This is a genomic window from Aldersonia sp. NBC_00410, assembly GCF_026342035.1.
Taxonomy (GTDB): Bacteria; Actinomycetota; Actinomycetes; order Mycobacteriales; family Mycobacteriaceae; genus Aldersonia.
Genome location: NZ_JAPENM010000005.1, coordinates 86,408 through 102,816 on the forward strand (window position 1 = coordinate 86,408; position 16,409 = coordinate 102,816).

The 16,409-nt window shown below is 65.6% G+C and carries 19 protein-coding genes; 10 read left to right on the top strand and 9 right to left on the bottom strand.

What is annotated here, in order from left to right; translation table 11 throughout:
• Window positions 1-18: 18 nt before the first annotated feature.
• Window positions 19-408: a PH domain-containing protein gene (locus tag OG921_RS13090; RefSeq protein ID WP_266112901.1), complete on the bottom strand. Its 390-nt coding sequence runs from the start codon at window positions 406-408 to the stop codon at window positions 19-21.
• A gap of 830 nt (window positions 409-1,238) precedes the next feature.
• On the opposite strand from OG921_RS13090, the gene OG921_RS13095 reads away from it, so the two are divergent.
• A complete protein-coding gene (locus OG921_RS13095; RefSeq protein WP_266112902.1) occupies window positions 1,239-2,744 on the top strand; it encodes a stealth family protein in 1,506 nt (501 codons plus the stop codon).
• Here the strand turns inward: OG921_RS13095 and OG921_RS13100 are convergent.
• Complete coding sequence (locus OG921_RS13100) at window positions 2,680-3,639, bottom strand: phosphodiesterase (RefSeq protein WP_266113215.1); 960 nt, start codon at window positions 3,637-3,639, stop codon at window positions 2,680-2,682. The genes OG921_RS13095 and OG921_RS13100 overlap by 65 nt on opposite strands.
• A gap of 264 nt (window positions 3,640-3,903) precedes the next feature.
• Here OG921_RS13100 and OG921_RS13105 point away from each other — a divergent pair, with 264 nt between their 5' ends.
• From OG921_RS13105 to OG921_RS13130, 6 genes are all read left to right on the top strand, one after another.
• Window positions 3,904-4,536 carry a hypothetical protein gene (locus OG921_RS13105; protein WP_266112903.1) on the top strand — a complete coding sequence of 211 codons (633 nt, stop codon included), beginning with the start codon at window positions 3,904-3,906 and terminating at the stop codon, window positions 4,534-4,536.
• Window positions 4,537-4,773: 237 nt separating this feature from the next.
• Window positions 4,774-4,938 (top strand): hypothetical protein, encoded by a 165-nt coding sequence (locus OG921_RS13110; RefSeq protein ID WP_266112904.1) that lies wholly within the window; start codon window positions 4,774-4,776, stop codon window positions 4,936-4,938.
• Window positions 4,939-5,235: 297 nt separating this feature from the next.
• Window positions 5,236-5,841: a GNAT family N-acetyltransferase gene (locus OG921_RS13115; RefSeq protein WP_266112905.1), complete on the top strand. Its 606-nt coding sequence runs from the start codon at window positions 5,236-5,238 to the stop codon at window positions 5,839-5,841.
• A 62-nt stretch (window positions 5,842-5,903) separates the two neighbouring features.
• Entirely contained in the window at window positions 5,904-6,155 is a 252-nt protein-coding gene (locus OG921_RS13120; RefSeq protein WP_266112906.1) for a hypothetical protein, read from the top strand.
• A gap of 111 nt (window positions 6,156-6,266) precedes the next feature.
• Entirely contained in the window at window positions 6,267-6,527 is a 261-nt protein-coding gene (locus OG921_RS13125; protein WP_266112907.1) for a DUF3263 domain-containing protein, read from the top strand.
• Between the two features lie 139 nt (window positions 6,528-6,666).
• Entirely contained in the window at window positions 6,667-7,374 is a 708-nt protein-coding gene (locus OG921_RS13130) for a beta-phosphoglucomutase family hydrolase (protein WP_266112908.1), read from the top strand.
• Window positions 7,375-7,629: 255 nt separating this feature from the next.
• Here OG921_RS13130 and OG921_RS13135 read toward each other — a convergent pair whose 3' ends face one another.
• Complete coding sequence (locus OG921_RS13135; RefSeq protein ID WP_266112909.1) at window positions 7,630-8,667, bottom strand: fused (3R)-hydroxyacyl-ACP dehydratase subunits HadA/HadB; 1,038 nt, start codon at window positions 8,665-8,667, stop codon at window positions 7,630-7,632.
• Window positions 8,664-9,554, bottom strand: coding sequence for a cyclopropane mycolic acid synthase family methyltransferase (locus tag OG921_RS13140; RefSeq protein WP_266112910.1), 891 nt, complete (start codon window positions 9,552-9,554; stop codon window positions 8,664-8,666). The genes OG921_RS13135 and OG921_RS13140 overlap by 4 nt, the downstream gene beginning before the upstream one ends.
• 364 nt (window positions 9,555-9,918) lie before the next feature.
• Here OG921_RS13140 and OG921_RS13145 point away from each other — a divergent pair, with 364 nt between their 5' ends.
• Window positions 9,919-10,287 carry a hypothetical protein gene (locus OG921_RS13145; RefSeq protein WP_266112911.1) on the top strand — a complete coding sequence of 123 codons (369 nt, stop codon included), beginning with the start codon at window positions 9,919-9,921 and terminating at the stop codon, window positions 10,285-10,287.
• A 90-nt stretch (window positions 10,288-10,377) separates the two neighbouring features.
• Here the strand turns inward: OG921_RS13145 and OG921_RS13150 are convergent, their stop codons facing one another.
• The 5 genes from OG921_RS13150 to OG921_RS13170 form a co-directional block, all read right to left on the bottom strand.
• Window positions 10,378-10,548: a hypothetical protein gene (locus tag OG921_RS13150; RefSeq protein WP_266112912.1), complete on the bottom strand. Its 171-nt coding sequence runs from the start codon at window positions 10,546-10,548 to the stop codon at window positions 10,378-10,380.
• A gap of 36 nt (window positions 10,549-10,584) precedes the next feature.
• The gene (locus OG921_RS13155) at window positions 10,585-11,253 is read right to left on the bottom strand and encodes a GntR family transcriptional regulator (RefSeq protein ID WP_266112913.1); all 669 of its coding nucleotides are present in this window, start codon (window positions 11,251-11,253) and stop codon (window positions 10,585-10,587) included.
• 82 nt (window positions 11,254-11,335) lie between these two features.
• The gene (locus OG921_RS13160) at window positions 11,336-12,319 is read right to left on the bottom strand and encodes a transketolase family protein (protein WP_266112914.1); all 984 of its coding nucleotides are present in this window, start codon (window positions 12,317-12,319) and stop codon (window positions 11,336-11,338) included.
• The gene (locus OG921_RS13165; protein WP_266113216.1) at window positions 12,316-13,125 is read right to left on the bottom strand and encodes a transketolase; all 810 of its coding nucleotides are present in this window, start codon (window positions 13,123-13,125) and stop codon (window positions 12,316-12,318) included. The genes OG921_RS13160 and OG921_RS13165 overlap by 4 nt, the downstream gene beginning before the upstream one ends.
• A gap of 120 nt (window positions 13,126-13,245) precedes the next feature.
• Entirely contained in the window at window positions 13,246-14,595 is a 1,350-nt protein-coding gene (locus OG921_RS13170; RefSeq protein WP_266112915.1) for an MFS transporter, read from the bottom strand.
• Between the two features lie 189 nt (window positions 14,596-14,784).
• Between OG921_RS13170 and OG921_RS13175 the strand changes: the two genes are divergently transcribed.
• Window positions 14,785-15,609 carry a sugar phosphate isomerase/epimerase gene (locus OG921_RS13175; protein ID WP_266113217.1) on the top strand — a complete coding sequence of 275 codons (825 nt, stop codon included), beginning with the start codon at window positions 14,785-14,787 and terminating at the stop codon, window positions 15,607-15,609.
• 28 nt (window positions 15,610-15,637) lie between these two features.
• Window positions 15,638-16,408 (top strand): SDR family NAD(P)-dependent oxidoreductase, encoded by a 771-nt coding sequence (locus OG921_RS13180; protein ID WP_266112916.1) that lies wholly within the window; start codon window positions 15,638-15,640, stop codon window positions 16,406-16,408.
• The last annotated feature ends 1 nt before the right edge of the window (window position 16,409 follow it).

Sequence of the window (16,409 nt, forward strand, 5' to 3'; positions counted from 1 at the left end):
TCACCTGGCCTGCGACGCTCACGGCTGGTTTGGACCGCCGCTCTGTGTGGTGATGTGTTCGAGGATCACGGTGTGCACCTGGTGGGCCTTCTCGTTCCCGCGGAAATCGGCTTCGTAGGTGTCCGACCCCGCCGCGATGGCGATGCTGCTCGAGGAGAAGAACTTTCCTGCCCACGACTTATTGCTCAGCAATGACACCGACCGGATGTTCCGGTAGGGGATCGACGTGATCGCGGTGCGTTTGCCGACGAAGCTGTTGTCCTGGATGACGACTCGAAGGTTGGTCAGGCCGACGAACCCTGTCCCAGCGCCGGTGCAGTCGTAGACCGCGAGGATGCGCTCGCCGGTGAGCAGGCCTTGCTGCACCTGTTCCAGCTGATCGGACTTGTCGAAGACGGGGGCGGTCATGAGGATCTCCCTTCGGTGGCTGTGCGAGACGGTTCTGTCCGAGACTGCCAGAAGCTTGCTTTTCGCGCTTCGGCCCGTCCCGCTTTCCGTCGGCCGGTCGATACCCGGGTGCTTGGCTGCGAGACGGCGGACCAACTCGGTGGTTTCGCGGGCAGCACGCGCCGGATAGGCCAGGCGTAGGTCGGGCTCCCGTCGCGGAACGCAGTCGAGCAGTCTGGGCTCGTCGAGTTCGCCGGCCGATCATCCGTAGAGCTGCTGCAGCCGTGGCCCGATGATCCCGTAATCGAGCATCTCACCGACCGTGTGCTCGGCGGCAATGTAGGCCGCGATGTCGTCTCCGAGGCAGGTCGACGGTGTGCGAGGAAAGGGTCCCGCCCATTCCGCCGCTGCGTGCGACGGCTTCGCAGCCGTCGCGCACCAGCCGCTCGTTGACGCGCGCCATCAGCGACTACCGGGTGGCGCCGCATCCAGCGGCGCCGGCACTCCGCGTCGTAGCTGCCAGCGCAAGAACGACAAGGTGGCCCGGCGGAATGGCAAGTGCCTGGGTGCGTTCCCGGTCGACTTCCATCCCCCTATCATTGCGAACTCGGTCCGCCTTGTGCCTGGTCGGGCGGCACTGGCCTGACCGGTGTCCACCCAACGGCCGAATATCGATCATGTAGTGCTACGGCGTCCGCTCGCGTGGGCCGCCACTAGAATGATGGGCACGTACTGCGCCCGAGAGGAATGCCATCACACAGTCTGCCGCCCCGCCCGAGATCTACTTCGTTCCCGCGGAGCAGGAGACAAGCGACGAAATCCAGCATCCGTCGGCTGCCTCGATCGCGCGTTTGCGAGATCGCCCGGAGGTCGTTCGCTACCGGGACCGATACGCACTGTCGATCACAACGACCACACCGCTGCAGGCCATGATCGAGGACCTGCTGTTCTTGCGCGGCGCGCTCGACACGGCTGGGATCGCCTATCTTCTGGTCCGGGGCAACGACGAACGTCCGGTCATCGCCGTGGACTGGGCGAACCGCAGGACACTGCGTGAAGTGCTGGTGACGGCCTGTGAACGCGAGCCGTTCTACGCCAAGACAGTGGATGCCAAGAAGGGCAAGGCGCTGCTCGTCGGGGACGGGAAGCTGTCGACCACCTCCCTCGCGCGGATATTTCGGCTGTTCCGTCCACGGGTGCACGTCGGCAGCGGACTGACCTACGGCGCCGCGACCGGGGTGCAAATCGAGCTGTGGTCCTTCACGGACAGCGACATCGTGTTGCCGGTGGAGAACTCGCTGACCAGGCGATCGATTCGCCGGGAGGAGGCGATCAGGGGCACCGTCGAACGGTTCGGGCTGAGCTGGCCGACCATCGAGACGATGTTCGCCGACCACGCATCCGACATCGATTTCGACGTCGACATGGTGTTCTCCTGGGTCGACGGATCCGATCGGGAGTGGCAACGCGCACGCGCAGCGCGCATGCAGAACTTCGTCGCCGGTGAGGGAGACGCGCACGAAGCGCGGTTCCGTCAGGTCGACGAGCTGAGGTATGCGCTGCGCTCGGTGTATCTCTACGCGCCCTGGATTCGCCGAATCTTCGTCGTGACAGACTCGGCCAAGCCCGCGTGGCTTGTCGACGATCCACGGGTTACCTTTGTCCGCAGTGCCGAATTCTTCGTCGATCCCTCGGTGTTGCCCACCTACAACTCGCAGGCGGTCGAGTCCCAGCTCCACCACATTCCCGGCCTCGCCGAGCACTTCCTGTATTCGAACGACGACATGTTCTTCGGTCGCCCGGTGGGACCCCAGATGTTCTTCTCGCCGGGCGGAATCTCGATGTTCATCGAGGCGACGACGCGAATCGGGTTGGGCAGCAACGACGAAGAGCGCAGTGGGTTCGAGAACGCGGCACGCGTGAACCGTCGACTGCTGCTCCAACGATTCGGGCGCGTCACGACTCGTCACCTCGAACACGCCCCCACACCGCTACGCCGGAGCGTGTTGGGTGAGCTCGAGCGCGAGTTCCCGGAGGAGTTCGCGGCAACGGCGGCAAGTACTTTCAGGGCCAGCGAGAACATCTCCGTGACGAACTCGCTTTATCACTTCTACGCACTGCTGGCCGGACACGCAGTGGTGCAGACGGCGGCACGAGTGAAGTATGTCGACACCACCACCAGGGCCGGACTCGGCGAGATGGACCGGCTGCTGGCCAAGCGGTCGATGGACTTCTTCTGCTTGAACGACGGAAGCTTCCCGGAGATCGATGCCAAGGCCCGGGCATCGGCGCTCACGACGTTTCTCGAGACCTACTTCCCGATCCCAGCACCGTGGGAGAAGGCGGATCAGACCTAGCGCCGGCTCGGCCCGGCTCGGTGTCGGCAATCCGCACGCCCGCAGCCACGAGTCGGCGCGCCGTCTCGGCGGGCGAAACGTACTCGCCGACCGGCTGGTGGGACCCCGTGGGTACCACCGAGTGGACGACGGTGTCGCGGTAGACGTGGACCAGGTTGATCGCTTGAGCCCCGTCGCGTCCCCGCAGCGCCCCGGTGGGGACATTGAGATCCTGCGTGTAGCAGGTCGCCGACGCCACCGAGACGGGGATCCCGGCAAAAGTCGCGGTCGTGGAGTAGTGCAGGTGCCCGGCAAGGATCGACCGCACGTCGGTGCCACGCAGCACTTCGGCGAGGTCTTGTTGATCGCGCAGCTCCACCAACACCGCGAGATCGAGGACGCTCGGGATCGGCGGATGGTGCAGCGCGAGAATCGTGCCGTGCGGAGCCGGGACTTCGAGTTCGCCGGCCAGCCAATCGAGCTGAGTTCGAGTGATCTCACCGTAGTGATGCCCGGGGACGCTCGAATCAATGGTGATGACCCGAAGTCCGTCCACATCGTGCACCGCATCGACCGGGTGGTCGGAGGGGTGCTGATCGAGGAGTGCGCTGCGGAAGCCGGCCCGATCGTCATGGTTTCCCATCGCCCAGATGACCTGTGCCCCCAGTGATTTTGCCACCGGCGTGACGATGGAGCGCATGGCTCGGTACGCATCCGGCTCGCCCTTGTCGGCAAGGTCACCGGTGAAGATCAGCGCATCCGGCCGGGCGTGTGACGCGGCGAGCCCATCCAACATCTGTCGCAGCCGGGCGGCACTGTCCACCGCGTCGTAGAGATCATTGCCGGGACCGACGAGGTGTGTGTCGCTGATATGGACAAGGAAGTGGCTCGGGCGTGGATGCTCAGCCGTCCGAATGGTCTTCCGCCTCTCAACTTCTGTGGCCCGAGGACGAGCCACGAGCCGCAACGCTTGCTCGCCTCCCACACTAGTCACCGGCACGCGACCGTACCGCCGTAAGCCCGGCGCAGCGCGCTGACGCAACCACTGCGGACCTGACGACGATCGCGGACCGCGTGCGAAGCACCGAGCACACGAGACCGAGGTGTCGACTCGAGTCCACCAGGCATGTCCGGCGACGTACAGTGGATTGATCTGGATCCTCGATCCGAGGAGATCGCGATGAGCGTGTTGTCCGCGGAAGTGATGACGTCGACGCGGCCGGAGTCGTCGGGCGCCGATGCAATGTCACTAGGATGGCGCGACCGGCGTCGGCTGCGGAAACGCCTCGCCGAACAGGACCGGCGCAGTGCTCAGTTTGCCGAGTTGCGCACGATCTGCACCGTCCTCGACAAGGCGGAGGCGATCGTGCGCGCGGGCTGGGTGCAGCATGGGTGGTTCGCCTACCGCGACGAGCGGGACAGGATCGCCGTCGCGACTGCCCACGACCTGCGCCGCATGGCCGGCCGGCCGGTCGTCGGGGCCTGCATGGTTGGCGCGATCGTGCAGGCAGGCGGTGGCGTACCGGCCGTGTGGTCACAGCCGGTGCAACGCACACTCGACCTGCTCTGGCACACCCTGAGTGGGAGCGACCACCCGGTGCAGTGGTGTCCGGCGCCGCCGGTGCGGCTGGCCCGGTTGCGCGAGCTGACCCTGTGGAACGACCGTCCGGTGCGCAACCGAGGCGAGGTGCTCGCGTTGCTCGGCGCGGCCCGGGCGGCAGCCGCACGGCTGGGCACCGACACGACCGAGGTCGCCCGCGGAAGTCTGGCCTGCTGTCCGGCAGGTGGCTCGATCGACAATCGACCGTCGTAACGGCTGACGCCGCGTAACGGCAGGCTGTCCCGCGCATACGCCGGGGGCGGTTCGGTTGCGGCGGGCCGTACGACTCGAGGCAAGCGCGCTGGAGCCGTCGGAACTGCGCATTGCGACGCTCGGGATCCCGCCTTGCCGGCTACCTGTGTGAGGCGATGCCGGCTTACGCCAACACTCGGACGTGGTGCCGCGCCCCGGCTCCGCTATTGTTCGCACGACCAGGACCGAGGAGGGCACATGGTGGAACCAGGGCAGAAGTTGACATTTGGCCAGAAAGCCAAAATGGGATTACAGGTCGCGGGCGCGTTTGCCCGCAATCCAAAGGCTTTGGTTGCGCTGGTGAAGTACAAGCGCGCGGAGCGGAAGCAGCGAAAAGCGCAGCCTGAAGCTGCGAGCGGCTAAGACCTAGTTCTTCGGGCAGGTTCGGCGGCCTGGGCCGTAGGTGGCGAGCAGTCGGCGCATGCGGTCCAGGCCACCCTTGCATCTGGGAGCTAAGACTTCCTGGGTGACGGTGTCTGCTGGGCACAATTTCCAGGACCAGCGGGCAGTTCGCGATCGAGCGCGTCACGGTGCGAATTCTCCTGGGAATGTCGCGCGGTTTGGACGCGCCGTGTTCGTCGGCTGTTCACTCCGATCGAGTTGAGTCGCCGCAGGCCACTTCCGTACGGGACGGGACGAGGCCTCGGGCTGGAGTCGATCATGACGAGATTCACTGCGAACATCGCCTGCGTTGGTCGTCCGCTGCCGGCGGCCGGGTCGGTGGCGCCGCCCGTTCGTGCAGTGCGCACGCCGCGCGCGGTTGCGACGACGATGATGTTGCCGGCGCATGCGGAGTCGGTGCTCGCGATCTATCAGGCCGGGATCGATTCGGGCAACGCGACCTTGGACGCGGTTGCACCTCAATGGGAGACGTTCGACACCACCCACCTGCCCGAGTACCGGTTTGTCGCCGTAGCCGGGCCCACCGTGCTCGGGTGGATCGCGGCCAATCGCCCGTTCGACTTCTGGGCCGACGACCCGACGCTACCGATCTATCACGCGGTGTATGTGCACCCTGTTGCCACCGGGTGCGGGATCGGGCGCCAGCTGCTCGAAGTGCTGCTGGCAGCCGCGCAAGCACACGGCGTGCATGCCGTGCGGAGCGCCATCTTCCCGGAGAACACGGCCAGCCTCGCCCTGCACACCCGCGCGGGCTTCCGAGTCGTCGGAGCCCAGCAACGCTACGCTCATCGTGAACACCGTTGGCGCCATGTCCTTCTCGTCGAGCATGACCCGCGTGCAGCCGAACGCTCGGCGCTGCTGTGATAGTCGACTATCACCGGGGGCGACGCCTGGCTCCGCGAGATGCGGAGGCGTTCGGGATCATCGTGGATTCGCCCGATGCGGCGATCGCCGTGCGCCGGGGCCGGACCGGGTTCTCGGTCACGGTCGGGCGCCTGGTGCTTACCGGCGACAGCGTTCGGGTCGTGCCACACGACGGTGTCGAACCGCGCGCGATGGAGCTGTTGCTGGGAGCGGCCGAGCAGGTGTGGCGCTTCGGACGTGAACCAGAGCAAGGCTGGCATCGCCACGGCGAGGGCGGCTGGGAGACCGACGTGGAGGTACGGCTCGATCGCTGACTCGCCCCGTGACGGATATGACAACAGCACGGGCCCGAGGCCGATGAACCGTGAGTGGATTGTCATGCGCCGTTCACCCTGCGCCGACTGGTCGTAGCCCACAATGAACGGGTGTCGATATCACGTGAGCAGACCGGGTTGCGTGAGGCCAAGGTCGTGACCGACGCCGACATGGTGCAGTTCGAGCTGCGTTGGTTCGAACTCGGCGGCGGATCGGCTGAGGAGATCCGGGAGCGGTTCGGCGTAGAACCGGTCGCGTTCTTCGCCCACGTGCACGACATCCTCGACCGTGAACCACCGCCGGCGGTATCCCGATATGCGATCGAGGGCATGAAGCGAGTTGCACGCGCACGACAGTGGCTCGCGGCCTGACCGCATCGCGTGCATCTCGGGCCCCTGGGTGATTGACGAGGGATCCCGATATACCCACTCCGCGTGACACTTTGGTGGTACAGGCGTATTCACCGCAGCGCGGTCGATGCCAGACCGCGGTGCGGGTAACGTAGTGCGGGTGCTGGGCCTGCCCGATTCGATCGCGGTCGCATTGTTCGATCTCGACGGCGTGTTGACGAGTACCGCTGTGCTGCATTGCAGCGCATGGAAGCATGCCTTCGACGCGTTCTTGGCCGAGCGTGACGGTGACGCCTACGTGCCGTTCACCGTGCAGGATTACCTCACTCATGTGGACGGGCGCCCGGCCGTCGACGGGGTGCGCGCGTTCTTGGCCGCGCGGGGGATCGATGCCTCGTCGGCGGTGATCGACAACCTCGGCTCCGAGGAGAACGCGGTCTTTCTCGACGGACTCCGGCGGGGGGAGGCGGCGGCGTATCCTGGATCGGTCCGGTATCTGGAGGCGTTGCGGCAGAACGGTTTTCGTATCGGCATCGTGACATCGTCGAAGAATGCGCGAGCAGTGCTCGACGCGACCGGGCTGACCGGGTTCGTGGAGCAGCGGATCGACGGAGTGGAGATCGATCGAGTCGGGTTGCGCGGCAAGCCAGCCCCGGATTCGTTCCTGGCGTGCGCGGCAGCATTCGGGGTGACGCCGGCCGAAGCGGCGGTCTTCGAGGACGCGTTGTCGGGAGTGCAGGCGGCCCGTGCCGGCGGATTCGGATTCGTGATCGGGATCGATCGTGTCGGCGCGGATCACGCGGCGGCGATGCGCGATGCGGGGGCGGATATCGTCTTGGGTGATCCCGCGGAATTGTTGCCGGCATGACGTGTACCCGGCGGGGTCGATATCTGTGCGATCGAAGCTGAACCCCGGACCGTTGCTCAATCTGTAGTGATTGCCGAATATTGCGATCACGACCGCATAGAACGCGTCGTTGGGTCGCCCGAGGGAGTGCAGAAGGCCACGTCGGAGATGTTCGCGGCATCGACTCCGCGACGTCGTGGGCGACGCCAACGACGCGAGCGGCCGCGTTGACCCATGGAGTTCGGTGATCCAAGCCCTAACCGTCCGGTCTACGCGTCAGGCCAGCCGCACGGTCGCTTCGGCCCGTCCGAAGATTCGCTTGCCCGCGCTGGTGGCCCGCATGGCGATCGTGGCGGTCCCGGCATGCTCGTCGACGGATTTCACCCTGCCACCAAATTCGATCTCCGCCGGCTCCATTGATCCGACGAACACCGGACTCCTGAACCGCACCCCGTAATCGAGGAGCGCGCCGGGATCGCCGAGCCACTGCGTGAGGTATCCGGCGCCGATGCCCATCGTCAACATTCCGTGCGCGACGACACTGTCGAGTCCGACGAGACCCGCGACGTGATCGCTCCAGTGGATCGGATTCGGATCACCCGACACCCCGGCGTAATTCACCAGATCGCCGCGGGAAAGCCGCACCACCCGCGCGGGCAACTCGTCACCCACGCACACCGCGGAATGGAGCCGCCGCGGCCGGGGCAGATAACCCTTCGCCTCGGAGCGTGGTGCGGCCGACCCGTTCTCCGCCATCTGGGTGATCCGGTCCAGGGGTTTGCCGCGCGACATCATGACCGATGTGGCTGCCCTGGCGAGTTGCTCGTCGATCACGCCGCCGGTTCGCGCGACTGCCGTGGTCAACGAGGTCTGGACCGCTTCGCCGTCACTGTCGACCAGGTCGGTCTCGAACACGAACGAGTCCTGGCCGTGCGCCCGACGAAACGACGCCAGCCTGATCTGACAACCCAGGATGTCGCCCGCATAGACCGGCCGGTGTATCCGGATGCGTTGGTCTGTGTGGAGCAACTGACTCAGGTCGTAGTGCGGCAGGAATTCGTCGAACACCCGCTGCTGGGCGATCCCGCCCAGGATGGCGGTGAAGGTGACCGGGGCGACGAGTCGGTTGTGCCCCGACGCCGCTGCGTCCTCCTCACGGAAGTGCGCGGGGTGTCCATCCTGGACGGCGGCCGCGAACTCCCTGATCTTCTCCCTTCCCACTTCGTACCGATCGGGCAACTGATAGCGCCGCCCGAGCATTGCGGTCGCCTGGGCAGCCGCCTCGTCGACCACCGCATCGAGTTCCGCGCTCATGCGCCCGCTTTGCCGTGCTGAGCAGACTTCGTGAGGGTGAACTGCATGACGTCTATGTAACCCTTGCGGAAGTAGTCGGCGCATCCGGTGAGGTACTTGTTGTACGTGTCGTAGGTCTGTGGCGAAGCGATTGCGATCGCCTCGTCCCGGTGCTCGCGTAGGGCCTGCGCCCAATGGTCGAGCGTCCGCGCGTAGTGCTGCTGAAGCGGATGGATGCGTTGCACCTCGAATCCGTGGGAGGTGGCGTCGCGGACGACCCACTCGGGCTCGGGCAATTCCCCGCCTGGGAAGATTTCGTCTCGGATGAAGCGTGCGAAGAGCAGAATATCGCGGTCGATCGGCAGGCCTTTTTCGCGAATCAGGTGACGGTTGTACTGCACGATCGTGTGCAGCAGCATTGTTCCGTCGGCCGGCAGAATCGAGTAGGCCTTTTCGAAGAACGCATTGTGACGCGACTTGCGAAAGTGCTCGAACGCGCCGATGCTCACGATGCGGTCGACCGGCTCGTCGAACTCTTCCCAGCCCTGAAGCCGAACTTCACCGGTCCGCGTGCCACCACGGCGCTGTTCGAGCAGGTCGCTGACGTGCTCGTATTGGTTTCGGCTCAACGTCAGACCGATGACATTTACGTCGTAGCGGTCCATCGCGCGCAGCATCGTCGAGCCCCAGCCACAGCCGACATCGAGCAGCGTCATGCCCGGCCGCAGATCGCACTTGCCCAACGCGAGGTCGACCTTCGCCTGCTGCGCTTCCTCGAGCGTCATGTCGTCGCGTTCGAAATACGCGCAGCTGTATGTACGGCTGGGGTCGAGGAACAGGGCGAAGAAATCGTCGGAGAGATCGTAGTGGGCCTGGACGTCGGCGAAGTTTGGCTTGAGTGTCGGCATTGTCGCAGTTCCTTCCGCAGGTGATTCTTCAGACCGACGCCCGCTCGCGATCGATCCGTCCCGCGAGAGTTTCCGCCGAAATTTGGGTCCAAACCCGTAAATGAACAACATTGTTCGAAGAACCGATGCTTCAGATTCGCGTCGTCGTAGTCGGTTCGCGCTCGACCGCGCCGGAGGAAGCCAGTACTGCTGGTCCGGCGACGCGACGTGCCGAGACTTGTCGGGACGAGCGTGATTGCACAGCAATCGGCGGTGACCACGGGCGTATCCCGGCGCATACTCGATCCATACCGCGCGACGGGTCGGCTTCGCGCGAGTCGCCCTCGCACGGAACTCGAGCCCCGAGACCGCACGGAGAATGGCGATGATCATCGAGAGCGCAATCGAGCGGTACCGCTTCCAATGCCGAAGTTGCAACCACACGTGGGCCAACGACTACACGGTGCAGTATGTCGCGGACTCGGAGGGTGCTATCTGGTCGTTCTACCGATTCGATGGAACGCCCGTTCCCTCGCCGGGGGGCGGCGACATCATCTGCCCGCAATGTCACCATCAGCACGTGTCGTGGGATCTCATCGGTCGCCGCGAGATGCCACTGGCATCGCTGGACCGCGACGAGCCGCGTCAGCCGGTGACGAGCACGCGCGAGGAGCGTCGCGAATCGGCCCCGGAACTGCCCGGCAAGGTCCGAGTCACGCGCGTCCCGCCGGCGGCTGAGGATCCTGAGGGGTGAGTCGAGCGGGGCATTGGTCAGCAGCGCGTTCTACCCGGCGACGTCGATCGTCTCGAAGGCCGAGGTCGCCGCGCCGGCCGAACTGGCCGTTCAGCGGCGAGTGTTTGCGGAGTGGCCCGTGTACAGCTGTTGTCGCGGATCGCTACCCTGCCCCTGGCCGACCAGCGCGCCGAGACCAAGAGCAACCGGAAGCGAGACCATGACCCAGCCGCCGAGCGCGAGTGTCCACACCATGCCGGGCTGATTTACCCAACTGGACACTCGCTAAACATCAGGTTCGGGCGCATTCGAACGAAATCAGGCGGCTCCGGCGACCAACACGTCGGCAGCGGCGGTCATATGCTGCGCAACAGTCGCTGCGGCGTTGTCCGCGTCGCCGGATTCGATCGCGTCGACGATGTCGAAGTGGCGTTTGGCATTCATGTTCCGCTCGGCGCGATCGACGCCCGCGAACATGATCGACATCCGAATGCTGCCTTCGAGCGACGACCAGGAATGCATCAGCGTCTCGTTTCCGGTCAGCCTGCACAGCGTGCGATGAAACTCGAGGTCCGCCTCGATCCGGTCGTCGAGCTCCGCGCCCTCGCGGCGGTCCATCTCCTCGACCGTGCCCCGCAGCGCGGCGACGACCTCGGCGCGATCGGGCAATGCGCACAGCAGTCGCGCGGCGAGGGACTCGAGTGCGGCGCGCACATGGAAGATGTCCCGGATTTCCTTGGTGTCGAGGTGTCGAACCGACAGCCGACCCCGTTCGCCGGCGGAGATCAGACCCTCCTGCTGGAGTTGACGCATCGCCTCGCGCAGCGTGCCGCGGCTGATATGCAGCGCCTCGGACAGCTCCGTCTCCACGAGGTGAGTTCCTGCGGGCAGCTCACCGGTGGTGATGGCACGCCGAAGCGCGGTTAGTGCTTGCTGGCGCAGACTGGTCTTCTCCAAACGCAGCAACGACACCGGATCCGAGGCCATCGGCCCTCCCTTGCGCATCGACCGACTGTCGACAGAGGCTCTGTCGACAGTTGATCCTACGCCGCGAAGGAGGGTTCGGCTTTCAGGCGACATGCTTCAACACCGTCGATACCAGTTGCGAGGTGGACAGCCCATAGCGGTCGTGCAGTGTGGGCAGTGCGCCGGCGGCGAGGAATTCGTCGGGCAGGCCTACCGGAACGATCTTCTTGCCGAGTCCTCGGCGCGCCGCAGCCGCGGCTACCGTCTCGAACAGCCCGCCGACCACCGTGTGGTTCTCGCAGGTGACCACCAGCCGGTCGGTATCCACCTCGTTGAGCACGGTGTCGGCGTCGAACGGCTTGATGGTCGGGGTGTGTACCACAGCCGCGTCGACATGATGCGCGGCCAACTGATCGGCGGCCTGCAGCGCCCGCATGGTCATCAGTCCGCTGGAGACGAAGACCACGTCTGCGCCGGGCCGAAGCACCTTGGCCTTGCCGAGCTCAAAGGTGTAGTCGTACTCGTCGAGCACGGTCGGCACCTGCCCGCGCAACAACCGGAGGTAGGTCGGCCCGGCGCTGGCCGCCAGCTGCGGTACCGCCTGTTCGATATCGACCGAGTCGCAGGGATCGACGATAGTGAGGTTGGGCATGCCGCGGAAGATCGCGATGTCTTCGGTGGCCTGGTGCGATGGGCCGTAACCTGTTGTGAGCCCGGGCAATCCACCGACGATGTTGACGTTGAGGTTCGGTTCGGCGATGTCGAGGCAGAGGAAGTCGTAGGCACGCCGGGCGGCGAACACCGAGTACGTCGAAGCGAAGGGGATCAGTCCGGTTTCGGCCATGCCCGCCGCCGCGCCGAAGAGTAACTGCTCGGCCATGCCCATCTGGAAGAAGCGTTCCGGAAATGCCTCGGCGAAGATGTGCATGTCGGTGTACTTGCCGAGATCGGCGGTGAGCCCGACGATGCCGTCGTTGCGCTCCGCCGCGGCGACCAGTGCGTGCCCGAACGGCGCCGGCGTGGTCTTCTGGCCCTCGTCGGCGAAGGACGCGATCATCGCCGAGGTGCGTAGCCGCGTTGTGGTCATGACTGGGTTTCTCCTTCGTATCCTGCGGTCAGTTGGTCGCGGCAGACTTGCCACTCGTCGGTTTCGATGCGCATGAAGTGCGCCTTCTCCCGGTTCTCCAGCAGCGGCACGCCCTTGCCGACTCGCGTGTCACACAGGATCACCGAGGGCTGACCGGTCGAATCCGTCTGTGCCGAAACGGAGTCGAAGGCATCCAGCAGCGCGGCGACGTCGTTGCCGTCGACCCGACGGACGAACCAGCCGCACGCGGACCACTTGTCGGCGACCGGCTCGGTGCGCAACACGGTGCCGGTGTGCCCGTCGGCCTGCAGTGCGTTGATATCGACCATGGCGGTGAGGTGGCCGAGTCGGTGGTGGCTCGCGCCCATGGCGGCCTCCCAGGTCGAGCCCTCGTCGAGCTCCCCGTCGGACAGGAAGTTGATCACGCGGGCGGCGGAGCGTTGGTGCCGCAGCCCGAGTGCCATCCCGACCGCGATGCTGAGTCCGTGGCCCAGCGATCCGCCGGAGATCTCCATGCCGGGGGTGTAGGTGGACATTCCCGACATCGGCAGCCTCGATCCGTCGGACCCGTAGGTCTCGAGTTCGTCGACCCCGATGATTCCGGCCTCGGCGAGAGCAGCATAGAAGCCGATTGCGTAGTGCCCGGTGGACAGGAGGAACCGGTCGCGGCCCTCCCATTCGGGATCCTCGGCGCGGAAGCGCAGCTGGTCGGCGTACACCGTGGCGAGCATGTCCGCGGAGCCGAGTGCCTGGCCAACGTAGCCCTGGCCTTGCACTTCACCCATGTTCAGTGCGTGGTGGCGCATGCGGTAGGCGGCCGCGCTGACCCGCTCGATTCGTTGTTCGGTGGAGGGCGACACGACGTCGCCGGTCAGTGTGAGAGTCATCGAAGTCCTCGAAGTCGATTGAGAAGTTGAAAGTGCGGTTCAGGCTGCGATTTTCGCGGCGGGGGCCGCGATCACCTCGGCGGCGGCGGCGTCCGCGAGCGCGCGCTCACGACGGCCCCAGGTCTCGCGCGTCGAGAGTGCGGCCCACAGGCCGATTGCGCCGTAGCTGCTGAACAGCAGGGCCGGACCGAGCCAGCCGAAGGTGACGAACAGCAGCGTGGTGATGAAGGGCGTGAACCCGGAAACCGTTGCGGAGATCTGATAGGCAAGCGACGCTCCCGAGGAGCGGGTCTTGGCCTGGAAAAGTTCGGGGAACCAGGCACCCTGTGCACCGGCGAGCGAATTCTGGCACACCGCGTAGGCGAGCACGACGGTGGCGATGACCAACACCGCCAAACCGGTGTTGACCAGCAGGAACATCGGAATACCGAACAAGACGGCGAAGGCGCAGGACCAGATGTAGACGGGGCGCCGGCCGATCTTGTCGGTCAGCCGGGCCCAGGCCTGTGTCGCGAAGATGCCGATTGCGGCGGCGATGCACAGCGCCGTGAGCGTTTCGGTTTTCGTCGCGAGCCCTTCGCTCTTGAGGTAGGAGATCATGTAGGTAATGGAGACGGCGTAGCCCGCGGTTTCGGCGATGCGTAGGCCGATGCCGCGCACGATGTTTCGCCAGTCGGTCTTGATCACCTCGATGATCGGAGACTTCACGATGTCGCCGTGCTCCTTGACGTCCTCGAAGACCGGAGATTCGGGCACCTTCGCCCGGATGATCAGGCCGACGATCACCAGCACGATGCTGCCGAGGAAGGGCACCCGCCAGGCCCAATCGCCGCCGAGGTGCACGCTGAACAGGAAGACCAGGTTGGCCAGCAGCAATCCCACCGGGAAGCCGGCCTGCACGATGCCGGTGAAGCGGCCCTTTTCCTTCCACGGCGCGTGTTCGTAGCTCATCAGGATCGCCCCGCCCCATTCGGCGCCGAAGGCCAGGCCCTGGATGATGCGCACCGTCACCAGCAGGATCGGGGCAGCGATGCCTGCCATCGCATAGGTCGGAAGCAGTCCGATGGCGAAGGTGGCTAGCCCCATCACGATCAGCGACGCGACCAGCACCGGCTTGCGGCCGAGCTTATCGCCGAGGTGGCCACCGATGATGCCGCCGATCGGGCGGGCGGCGAATCCGACGCCCAGGGTGGCGAATGCGGCGAGCGTGCCGGCGATCGGGCTGGCGCCGGGGAAGAAGGCCGTCCCGAAGTAGAGCGCCGCGGCGGTGCCGAAGCCGATGAAGTCGTAGGTCTCGATGACCGCACCGACGCCGGAGCCGATGGCCACGCGCTTTGCGTCCGGAGTGCCATGCACCGGACCGCGCATCTGAAGAGCTTGATCGCTCATGGCGGCAAATCCTTTCGATCCAAGAATAGGGGCTCACTGTTGACCGTCAACAGCTGCGATGGATTCGAGTGTGAACCAGCACACAGACGACTGTCAACAGCTGAATTGCTAACGGCTACCCGTTGACTGTTAACAGTTACCCGAGATAGTGTGCTGGCAGTCACACTCACGACAGCAGAGACGGACGACATGTTTCACAACCGACTGGGCTGCTCGACGATCAGCTTCCGTCACCAACCGCTCGATGAAGCGCTCGCGACCATCCGGGGGCTCGGTTTCAACGAAATCGATCTCGGAGCGCTCCCCGGCGTCTGCGACCACGTCCCCCATGTGCTCGACGAAGCGGCGGTCGCCCAAGTGAGCGGTGCGGTCGCGCGGTCCGGTTTGCGCGTGCGCTCCATCAACGGAGACATCGGGGATCTCAACCTGCCGCTGAACAGCACTGCCCGCGCCGCACGCGAGGACCACCTCGACATGCTGCTCGCCCTTGCAGAGGCCACCGGATCCGATGCGCTGGTGCTGCCATGTGGTGCGCTGGACCGGACACCGGTCGGCGACGAGGACGCGGACCTCGACCGGGTCGCCGGTGAATTGGCACACGCCGCAGAGCGGGCTCGCGAGCGCGGTGTCGGGCTCTGGGCCGAGACGCTGCACTACTTCCGGCTGTGCTGGAACATCGACCGCGCGCAGGCGCTCACCGACCGACTCGCGGGTAGCCAGGTCGGCGTGGTTATGGACTTCAGCCACATCGTGGCCTCCGGTGCCGATCCGGTCGATTTCGTCACCCGCTTCGCCGACCGCCTCGAACACGTGCACCTACGGGACGCGGTACCGGGCAACATCAACCTCAGTATCGGCAACGGCCACACCGACTTCGGGGCCGGACTCGCCGCTCTAGCCGACCGCGGTTACACCGGCCACTACTCACTCGAACTCGAAACCCGCGACGTCACCCACGAGGAACGACCGACCGCGGCAAGCCAAGCCGGACAGCTCGTTTCGGCCCTCATCTGACCAGCACACGACAATCCAGGAGAACACAATGAGTATCCAGCGCACCGCCATCGTCACCGGCGCCACTTCCGACCGGGGCATCGGCATGACCGTCGCCCGCCGCTACGCCCGCGAAGGCTGGGCGATCGTCATCCTCGATCTGGACGGGGAGAAGTCGGCCAAGGTCGCGGCCGAAATCGGCAGCGAGTTCTCGGTACCGTCTTTCGGCTACGAAATCGACGTCACCACCGAGGAATCCGTCGCCGCCGCCCAAGCTGCCGTCGCCGGCGAGGTGGACGCGGGCAATCTGCCCGTTGTCGGGGCGCTGGCCAACATAGCCGGCATCACCTCGCCGGTGCCCTTCCTCGACACGACGCTCGAGCTCTGGAACAAGGTGATGGCCGTCAACGCCACCGGTACCTACCTGGTCACCAAGGCATTTCTGCCGGCCATGATCGACGCCGGCTGGGGCCGCATCGTCAACATGTCCTCGGTGTCCGCGCAACGCGGCGGCGGCGTGTTCGGCAAGGTGCCCTACTCCTCGGCGAAGGCCGCCATTCTCGGCTTCACCAAGGCTCTTGCCCGCGAGTTGGGCGACAGTGGCGTCACTGTCAACGCCGTGACCCCGGGCGCGGTGGACACCAACATTCGCGTCGGCGCGACCGAGGAGACCGAGGCCGCGCTTGCTGCCTCGATTCCGGTCGGCCGCACGGCGACCACCGAAGAGGTCGCGGCGGTCATCACTTTCCTGTCCGGCGAGGACGCCGCCTATCTCACCGGCGCGACCTTCGACATCAACGGCGGCAGCCACCTGCACTGAC